The following is a 9,339-nucleotide window of genomic DNA, read 5'->3' on the forward strand; positions in this document are numbered from 1 at the left end:
GCCGACCATATCCTCGACATCGGGCCCGGCGCGGGCGTGCATGGCGGCGAGATCGTGGGTCAAGGGTCGCTGGAAGACATCCTCGCCTCGCCGCGCTCGGTCACGGCGCAGTACCTGACCGGTGAGCGCGGCATCCGCGTGCCGAAGAAGCGCCGCCTGCCGCGTGACGACCAGTGGATCGAACTCAAGGGCGCCACCGGCAATAACCTCAAGGACGTTGACGTTCGTATTCCGGTCGGCACGTTCACCTGCGTCACGGGCGTGTCCGGTTCGGGCAAGTCCACGCTGATCAACGACACCTTCTATCGCCTTGCCGCGATGGAACTCAACGGCGCGGGCGAGCAGCCGGCCCCGTATGAGTCGATCGAAGGGCTCGAGCTGTTCGACAAGGTGGTCGATATCGACCAGTCGCCGATCGGCCGCACGCCGCGTTCCAATCCGGCCACCTACACCGGCCTGTTCACGCCGTTGCGCGAGCTGTATGCGCAGGTGCCTGAGTCGCGCCAGCGCGGCTACTCGGCGGGCCGTTTCAGCTTCAACGTACGCGGTGGCCGCTGCGAAGCCTGCGAAGGCGACGGCATGATCAAGGTGGAAATGCACTTCCTGCCGGACGTGTACGTACCCTGCGATGTCTGCCACGGCAAACGCTATAACCGCGAGACACTCGAGGTCCTCTACAAGGGTCACACCATCGCCGACGTGCTGGACATGACGGTGGAAGACGCGTTCAAGCTGTTCGAGCCGGTGCCGGTGATCGCGCGCAAACTGGAGACCCTCCGAGCCGTGGGCCTGGATTACATCAAGCTCGGCCAGAGCGCGACCACGCTCTCCGGCGGCGAAGCACAGCGCGTGAAGCTGTCGAAGGAGCTATCCAAGCGCGACACGGGTAGCACGCTCTACATCCTCGACGAGCCGACGACGGGCCTGCATTTCCACGATATCGAGCAGCTCCTCGACGTGCTGCACAAGCTGGTCGAACACGGCAACACCGTGGTCGTCATCGAGCACAACCTCGACGTGATCAAGACGGCCGACTGGCTGATCGATCTCGGCCCCGAGGGCGGATCGGGTGGCGGGCGCATTCTAATCAGCGGCACGCCTGAAACCGTGGCGGCGACGAAGGAGTCGCATACCGGTCGGTTCTTGAAATCGCATCTCGCGCCCGTTGCAGCACCGGCAGCGAAGGCGACTGCAAAGCCTGCCGCCAAGTCGGCCGCCACGAAGGCGCCAGCTAAAGCATCAGCGAAGGCCTCGACCCCGGCTCCGGCAAAGAAACCCGCCCCCAGCAAATCCACCGCGAAGACGGCTCCTGCCGCGAAGAAGAAACGAACCGCATGAGTACCGACGCTTCGAACACGCCGATCCCCTTGTTCATTACGCCGATGGATGTTCGTTGGCAGGACATGGACGCGTACAACCACGTCAACAACGCCAACTACCTGGTCTATCTGCAGGAAGCACGCCTGAAGTGGCTGCAAATGCTGCCCGGCCAGTGGTACAGCGAGGAAGGCGCACCGGTGATGGCGCACAGCGAGATCAACTACCGTCTGCCGATCGAATGGCCGGCGGACATCCAGATCGAACTGTTTTCCAACCGCATCGGCAACAGCTCGATGACCGTCGGCCACCGCATCGTCAATTCACAGGACGCGACGAAGATCCACGCGGACGGCAGCGTCACCATGGTCTGGATCAATACGAAGACCGGCAGGCCGGTGCCGCTTCCGCAGGCGATCCGCGACGCCGTCGCCGAAGCCGAAAACGGCTGACGCCTCCTTGCAGGAGCCGATTCATCGGCGATCCCGCGGCAGCGGGCCAGATGGCCGCCAGCACCCGTCGCCGATGAATCGGCTCCTACACAAAGTCACGGTTCACGTCCGCCCGGTATGATCCCGCAGGATCATCACGGAGAGAGACTATGTCGCGTCGTCTGCTTGTTCTCGCGATCGCCGGTGCCATCGCACTGCCGGCCTTCGCCGCCACCGACGAGCGCACCGCGCTCACCCTCTACCGCGCCGAGGGCGACCAGCTTTTCGCCACCAATGGCGAGGCCGTATCGGGCGATGGTTACGCCGTGGTCCACGAACGTCGCAGCTTCGACCTGAAGGGCGGCGCGCAGGATCTCTCCATCGATGGCCTCCCCTCCGCCCTGGACAGCGAAGCGCTTTCGCTGCGCTTCCCCGGCAAAGGGACACGGGTGGTTTCCCAACGCCTGCTGCTCGGGCAGGGCTTTGACGGTGCCGTGGCCGGACTGGTCGGGCATAACGTCACCGCCATCGGAACCACGGGGCAGCCTATCGCCAGTGGCACACTGGTTCGTGGCGGCGACACCCTGGTGATCCGCGAAGCCAACGGCCAGGCCAGCCTGATCAAGAGCTATGCGGCGTTGCGCGCGGCCGACGCCACCGACTTCGCCCGGGGGTCCACCCTGCAGGTACGCGTCGCCGGCGGCAACGCGGGCAACACCACCGCGCAGCTCGACTACCCCACATCCGGACTGGGCTGGCGGGGCGCCTATGTGGCGACCATTGTCCCGGGAGCCTCGTGCAAGATGAACTTCGACGCCGCGGCCAGCATTGCCAACCGCAGCGGCCGGGACTGGAAGGATGTCTCCCTGAAGCTCGTCGCCGGCGATGCGCAGCGTGCCAAGGCACCGCCGCAACCGAGGATGTTCATGGCCAAGGCCGCCGCGGCCCCGATGGCTATGGACGTCTCGACGAACGGACCGCAGCAGGCCACGCTTGGCGACCTGCGTACGTACACCCTTCGTGCGGCGGTAGATCTGCCCGACGGCAGCGTGACGCAGACACCACTCTACGAAAGCCGCATGCTCGATTGCGAGCGCGAAGCCGTCTACGACACGAACATGCGCTTCTTCGGAATTCTACGCGCGGACCGTGACATCGGCATGCCGGCTACGACGCCGATTGTGTCGAACGTGCGCTTCAAGGCCTTCGACGCCCTGCCCTCGGGCTATGTGCGTGTGCTTACCACCGACCGCGACGGCTATGCCGAACTGCTCGGCGAGGGCCGCCTCGAGGACACGCCGAAGAACAAGGATGCGATCGTTTCCCTCGGCAATGCGTTCGACCTCACAGCCACACGCGAGCAGACCTCCTTCAGCGCAGACGCAACTTCGCACCGTATGGACGAGGGCACCCGGATCACCCTGACGAACGCTGGCGACACGAAGCGTACGATCACGGTGCGCGAGCATCCGAGCCGCTGGCGCGCCTGGGCGGTGACGTCCTCGTCGATCAAGCCGACGAAGTCGACGCCGGATCTGCTGGAATTCCAGGTGGACGTGCCGGCCAACGGCTCCGTCAWCCTCGACTACGCCCTACGCTACACCTGGACGGACAAGGACCTGCACCCTTAAGACAGGCCCCGGCCGCAGTGCGGCATGCCCTCGCCGCACTGCGCGGTCATAATCCCCCCAACATCACCGACGGACACGCGCCCATGCTCGACATCCTTCCGCACGACGGCGGCATCCATGAAATCCGCATGGCGCGTGCCCCGGTCAACGCGTTCGACATCAATCTCGTGCGTGCGCTGCGCGAGGCTATCGTCGAAGCGCCGTCCAACGGTGCGCGCGGCATCGTCATCTCCGGCGCGCAGGGCATGTTTTCTGCAGGCGTGGACGTACCGGCGCTGATCCAGCGCGATCGCGCGGGCGTGCAGGAATTCTGGAACGAGTTCTTCGCCCTCTGCGGTGCGATCGCCGCGTCGAGCATCCCCACCGTGGCCGCCATTACGGGTCACAGCCCGGCCGGCGGCGCCGTGGTCGCGCTGTTCTGCGACTACCGCATCATGGCGCACGGCCCTTACAAGATCGGCCTCAACGAAGTGCAGGTGGGCCTGTCGGTGCCGGAGCCGATCCAGTTCGCCATGCGCCGCATCGTCGGCAATTACCGCGCGGAACGCCTGCTTGTCGCGGGCGCCATGGTCGATGCCGAGCAGGCCCATGTCATCGGCCTGGTGGACGAACTGGCGACCGTCGAGCAGGTCGTCCAACGCGCCGTGATGTGGATGACCGACATGCTCAAGTTGCCACCGAAGGCGATGCTGCGCACGCGCGCCATTGCGCGTGCGGATCTGGTGGCGGTGTGGGGCGATACGACCGATCTACTCGACCCGGGCTTCATCGACGATTTCTTTGCGGATGAAACGCAGGGTGTGTTGAGGGCGTTGGTGGCGCGGCTATAGTCCAAGTAAGGATCGCTTTGCGATCTATCGCCGATGAATCGGCTCCCACAAGGAGCAAGGCCACCCCTGTGGGAGCCGCTTCAGCGGCGATGCTTTGAGGCTCAAAAAAAGCCACGAATCCCCGCAACCCCCTGCGCCGCATGCAGCCGCGCCTCCATCCCGTCATCCGGCCCGAGCCCGCCCAACGCATACACCGGCAACGACGCCGCTTCAGCCAGCTGCGCGAAACGCGGCCAGCCCAGCGGTTCGGCACCCGGATGGCTCGCCGTAGCGTGCACCGGAGACAACGTCGCGAAGTCGCAACCCAGCGCCGAGGCACGTGCGAGTTCGGCCGCGTTGTGACACGACGCAGCGACGGTCTGTGACAGTGGCAAGGGTCGCGTATCCAGGGCATGGAGCTGCGATGCCGCCAGATGCACCCCCACGCCATCGCCGAATGCGAGCGCACCGTCGATATCGCGGCTGAGCAGCAAGGTCGCACCCAACGCACGCAGCTCCGGAAGCACGCGAGCGGCCACACCGCGCAACGCATCGACCGGCAGCCCTGGCACGCGAAGCTGAAGCAACCGCTCACCCTGCGCCAGCGCGCTCGTGAGCAAAGCGACGGCATCATCGGCCGACACGTCGGGCGGTGTGATCGGGTAATGCACCGGCAGCCGCGTCGCCGCCAGGATGGGCCGGTCCGCGGGCGCGAGCATCGCGGGATCGATATCACGCGGATCGAGCCAGCGGATCTCGGCCGCGTCGAGCGCCTTCGGCTCGCCCGTCCAGGCGCGCACGAGGATCGCTTCAAGCAACATGCCGCGCTCGCCGTAGTTCCACGGAATGCGAACGAGCGCCTCGAAAGAGAGCGGATCGACCGCGATGCCGAGTTCCTCGTCTAGCTCGCGCTCCAGCGCCATCAGTGGCGTTTCGCCCGGCTCCAGCTTGCCGCCCGGGAATTCCCACATGCCCGCCAGGTGCTTACCCGGCGGCCGCTGCGCGATCAGGATCCGTCCGGCACCGTCGACGAGGACGCCGGCAACGACATGCATCAGACGTTCCGGACGTATTCGACCATGTCGAACGAGTGGGCGTGTTCCTTGTCGGCCTTGTGGTGCACGCGCGACACCTCGGCCCATTCCTTGAAATCGATGCCCGGGAAGAACACGTCGGCGCCATCCACCGCGGCGTAGACCCAGGTCAGGTACAGCGTGCGCGCGTACGGCAGCGCCTCGCGGAAGACTTCGCCGCCGCCGATGACCATGAGGCCCGCGTGGTTGCAGCTTGCCTGCGCCTCGGCCACCGAACGGACAGTAATCTGGCCCGGATACGGCGCCTCGCCCTTGCGCGAAAGCACGTAGTTCACACGGTCCGGAAGGGCCTTGCCGATCGACTCGGCGGTCTTGCGCCCCATCAGCACGGACTTGTCCGTGGTCAGTCGTTTGAAGTGACGCAGATCTTCGGGGAGGTGCCAGGGCAGCCCTCCCTGCTTGCCGATGGCAAAATTCTCGTCGAGCGCGGCAACCAGGTGTACGGACATGAAGCTTCCTTCGAATGGGAGGTGGAACGGGCGCACACGGCGGCCCTTGCGGACCGGATAGTAGTCCTCCGCGTGTGATGAAGAAACTAACGCCCGTTTGATTCGCACGGTTGGAACGGTCGCCTTGCGGCTCCATGGTTACAGGGCCTCCCTCCCCGAGCTCCCCATGAACGACAAAGCCCTCATCGTCGGCGCCAGCGGCATCATCGGCAGCGCCCTTACCGAACGTCTTGTCAAGGACGGCTGGCCGGTCGCCGCCCTCGCCCGCCGCCCGGGATCGCAGACCGCCGTACGAGCCGTGGCGGCCGACCTCACCGATGCCGAGGGCACCCGTGTCGCGCTCGCCGACATCGCGCCGACCCACGTCTACATCGCCACCTGGTCGCGGCAGGCCAACGAGCGCGAAAACATACGAGTCAATGCCGCGATGGTTCGCCACCTGCTCGACGGGCTGCGACCGACCGGCAGCGTTCGTCACGTCGCCCTGGTCACCGGCCTCAAGCACTACCTTGGCCCTTTCGAGGCCTACGGCAAGGGCGCACTCCCCGAGACACCGTTCCGCGAGGAGCAGGGCCGCCTCGATGTCGACAACTTTTACTACGCGCAGGAAGACGAGGTGTTCGCCGCCGCCGCCCGCGATGGCTTCACCTGGAGCGTGCATCGTCCGCACACGGTGATCGGCGTGGCGGTCGGGAACGCCATGAACATGGCGACCACGCTCGCCGTCTATGCCTCGATCTGCAAGGCGACCGGCCGGCCGTTCCGCTTTCCCGGTTCGGCGGCGCAATGGCAGAGTCTCACCGACATGACCGACGCGCGTCAGCTCGCCCGCCACCTGGTATGGGCCTCGACCACGCCGGCCGCCGCCAACGAAGCCTTCAACGTGGTCAACRGCGATGTCTTCCGCTGGAGCTGGATGTGGTCGCGCCTTGCCTCGTGGTTCGGCCTTGAAGCCGCGCCTTTCGATGGCGAGGTTATCCCTCTCGAACGGCAGATGGCCGACGATGCCGTCGTGTGGAGGGAGTTGGCGACACGCCATGGCCTGCTCGAGCCCGATATGCACCGCCTCGTATCCGCCTGGCACAGCGACGCCGACCTGGGTCGGCCGATCGAAGTCGTTACCGACATGTCGAAGAGCCGCCGCCTCGGCTTCCTCGATTACCAACCCACCGACGATGCCTTCTTCGACGCCTTCGAGCGTTTGCGCGCGGAGCGACTGATCCCCTGAAGGGGTCACGTCCGCCTGTCCGCCGGACGTTTGTCCGCGGACAGGCCCGTGGCGACGAWGGTGACCGCGCGGCGCCGCGCGGCGCATGGCACACGCCTTGCTAACCTCCCCTGGGAACGACACCACAGGGATCGCCAACGATGTTCGGTTACTACGTGCAACTCGGGCTTCGCAGCCTCAGGCGCAATCCGGTCCTCACGCTGTTGATGGTGCTGGTGATCGCGGTGGGCGTCGCGGCGTCGATGACCAGTTACGCGGTGTTTCGCGTCACGTCGGGCGACCCGATTCCGGAAAAGTCATCGCAGTTGTTCATCGCGCAGATCGACAACTATGGGCCGGACAATAGCGATGGTGAGYCGCTGCCCTGGCTCACCTGGCGAGATGCGATGGCGCTCGTCGATGCACACAAGGCGAAGCGACAGACACCGCTGTATCCGATCGGCGTATCCATCGTTCCGGACGATCCGAACACGATGGCGTCCCCCGCACGCGGCTACGCCGTGCAGGCCGACATGTTCCCCATGTTCGACGTGCCCTTCCTCTTCGGGGCCCCCTGGTCGGCGGCGGATGACGCCGGACGTGCCCGCGTGGTCGTGATCGGGAAGAGCCTCAACGATCGCGTGTTCGGCGGCGCCAATAGCGTCGGGCGTGAGATCGACCTCGACGGAAAGCAGTTCCGCATCGTCGGCGTCGCCGGTCACTGGGAAGCGCGGCCACGCTTCTTCGATCTCGATGCAAAGGGCGGCTTCGGCGACATGGGTGAGCTCTACATGCCGTTCGCACGCGCCATCGCCGACGGTCTCCATCCTGCCGGCGGTAATCTCTGCAACCGTCCTTTCAAGCCAGGCTGGGATAACTTCGTCCACTCCGAGTGCATCTTCGTCAGCTTCTGGGCCGAGCTTCCCGATGCCGCCAGCGCCACCGCTTACCGCCAGTTCCTCAACGACTATTCGGCCGGACAGACTCGCGACGGCCGCTTCTCGTGGCCGCCGAACGTGCGCTTGCGCAACGTGATGGAGTGGCTGGACGTTCGCCACGTCGTACCTCCGGAAGCAAAGATGGGGCTGCTGGTTTCCGTCGGCTTCCTCGTCATCTGCCTGATCAACGTGATCGGCCTGCTACTGGCGAAGTTCATGCGTCGTGCGCCGGAAATCGGCATCCGCAGGGCGCTCGGTGCCTCGCGCGGCGCCATCTATGCGCAGTTCCTGCTCGAAGCTGCCTCCGTCGGCCTCGCCGGTGGCTTGCTGGGCGTCGTCCTCGCTGCGGCAGGCACGTTGTGCATCGGCGCCGTGTTCGATCCGGCCATCGCGAACCTCGTTCATATGAGCTTACCCCTGCTCGGCCTCACGGTCCTCGTCGCTCTGGCCAGCACCCTGGTCGCGGCGTTCTATCCCACCTGGCGCGCCTCAAGGGTGCAGCCGGCATGGCAACTCAAAGCCAACTGACCCGGAGTCCGTCATGCCGCCCTTCCGCCCTATCCTCGCCGCACTCCGCTATCACAAGGCCGGTGCCGTTCTCATCGCCCTGCAGGTCGCGTTGACGCTCGCTATCGTCTGCAATGCCCTCTTCGTCATTGAGCAGCGCCTGCACCGCCTGTCACGCGACACCGGCATCGCCGAAAGCGAACTCATGGTCGTCAACAACACGTGGGTCGCACCCGACGCGGAAGTGCCAGCGCGCCAGGCAGCCGATGTGGCGATGCTGCGCGCCTTGCCGGGGGTGGCGGATGCCTATGCGACGAACGCCTTTCCCCTGCTCGGCGGAAGCTGGCAGAGCGGCATCCGGCTGGATCCGATGAGCAAGCATTTCATCAGTGACGGCGCTTCGCTGTACTTCGTCGACGACCATGCGCTGAACACCCTTGGCGTCAAGATTGCCGAGGGACGTAACTTCCGCTCCGAGGAAATCGGTGCACTGGCACCTAACGCCAGCGCCGACAGCCCGACGGTCATCGTGACGCGCACCCTCGCGCAGCGTGCGTTTCCCGACGGGCATGCCCTGGGCAAGGCGATCTACATCGGCAACAGCGATGCTCGCCCGAGCACCATTATCGGCATCGTCGATCATGTGCAGACGCCGGAGACCCGGAGTGGTGAGGACATTCGCTGGCAGGACGCGATCTTCGTTCCACTGCGCATCACGGATAACCGCGCGTTCTTTGTCATCCGGGCACAACCCGGGCGACTTCCGGCGCTGCTGCATTCYGTGCCCGACGCGCTCAAGGCACTCAGCACCCGGCGTGTCATTCCGCAGCCCCATGGCGTCATGGCTTTCAGCCAGGTGCGCGACATGGCCTACCGCAACGATCGCGGCCTGGCCTGGATGCTCGCCGGGATCTGCGTCACCCTGCTCGTGGTCACGGCTGCCGGCATCGTGGGAC

General features: G+C 65.6%; 9 protein-coding genes. 7 read left to right on the forward strand and 2 right to left on the reverse strand.

Annotated features, from left to right (window positions below):
* The 4 genes from AC1DSN_RS13305 to AC1DSN_RS13320 all read left to right on the forward strand — a co-directional run.
* A partial coding sequence (locus AC1DSN_RS13305; RefSeq protein WP_477331069.1) for an excinuclease ABC subunit UvrA occupies window positions 1-1,338 on the forward strand: 1,338 nt, incomplete at its 5' end.
* Entirely contained in the window at window positions 1,335-1,769 is a 435-nt protein-coding gene (locus AC1DSN_RS13310) for an acyl-CoA thioesterase (protein WP_477331071.1), read from the forward strand. The genes AC1DSN_RS13305 and AC1DSN_RS13310, both read left to right, overlap by 4 nt.
* A 149-nt stretch (window positions 1,770-1,918) precedes the next feature.
* Entirely contained in the window at window positions 1,919-3,379 is a 1,461-nt protein-coding gene (locus AC1DSN_RS13315; protein WP_477331073.1) for a DUF4139 domain-containing protein, read from the forward strand.
* A gap of 83 nt (window positions 3,380-3,462) precedes the next feature.
* A complete protein-coding gene (locus AC1DSN_RS13320) occupies window positions 3,463-4,209 on the forward strand; it encodes an enoyl-CoA hydratase/isomerase family protein (protein ID WP_477331075.1) in 747 nt (248 codons plus the stop codon).
* A gap of 101 nt (window positions 4,210-4,310) precedes the next feature.
* On the opposite strand, the gene AC1DSN_RS13325 is transcribed toward AC1DSN_RS13320, so the two are convergent.
* Both AC1DSN_RS13325 and AC1DSN_RS13330 read right to left on the reverse strand, forming a co-directional pair.
* Complete coding sequence (locus AC1DSN_RS13325) at window positions 4,311-5,243, reverse strand: Nudix family hydrolase (protein WP_477298126.1); 933 nt, start codon at window positions 5,241-5,243, stop codon at window positions 4,311-4,313.
* Entirely contained in the window at window positions 5,243-5,731 is a 489-nt protein-coding gene (locus tag AC1DSN_RS13330) for a dihydrofolate reductase (RefSeq protein WP_063571089.1), read from the reverse strand. The genes AC1DSN_RS13325 and AC1DSN_RS13330 overlap by 1 nt, the downstream gene beginning before the upstream one ends.
* 166 nt (window positions 5,732-5,897) lie before the next feature.
* Between AC1DSN_RS13330 and AC1DSN_RS13335 the strand changes: the two genes are divergently transcribed.
* The 3 genes from AC1DSN_RS13335 to AC1DSN_RS13345 form a co-directional block, all read left to right on the forward strand.
* Window positions 5,898-6,959, forward strand: coding sequence for an SDR family oxidoreductase (locus AC1DSN_RS13335; RefSeq protein WP_477331077.1), 1,062 nt, complete (start codon window positions 5,898-5,900; stop codon window positions 6,957-6,959).
* 140 nt (window positions 6,960-7,099) lie between these two features.
* Window positions 7,100-8,404, forward strand: a complete 1,305-nt coding sequence (locus AC1DSN_RS13340) for an ABC transporter permease (protein WP_477331079.1) — start codon at window positions 7,100-7,102, stop codon at window positions 8,402-8,404.
* Window positions 8,405-8,417: 13 nt separating this feature from the next.
* Window positions 8,418-9,339, forward strand: a 922-nt coding sequence (locus AC1DSN_RS13345; protein WP_477331081.1) for an ABC transporter permease, incomplete at its 3' end; no start/stop codon positions are given.

It is taken from the genome of Luteibacter sp. P4_D7_3, from assembly GCF_056401735.1.

Bases quoted from the DNA above. Each gene is read 5' to 3' on its own strand.
- AC1DSN_RS13310 (WP_477331071.1), top strand. From the start codon at position 1,335: ATGAGTACCGACGCTTCGAACACGCCGATCCCCTTGTTCATTACGCCG.
- AC1DSN_RS13320 (WP_477331075.1), top strand. From the start codon at position 3,463: ATGCTCGACATCCTTCCGCACGACGGCGGCATCCATGAAATCCGCATG.
- AC1DSN_RS13325 (WP_477298126.1), bottom strand. From the start codon at position 5,243: ATGCATGTCGTTGCCGGCGTCCTCGTCGACGGTGCCGGACGGATCCTG.
- AC1DSN_RS13330 (WP_063571089.1), bottom strand. From the start codon at position 5,731: ATGTCCGTACACCTGGTTGCCGCGCTCGACGAGAATTTTGCCATCGGC.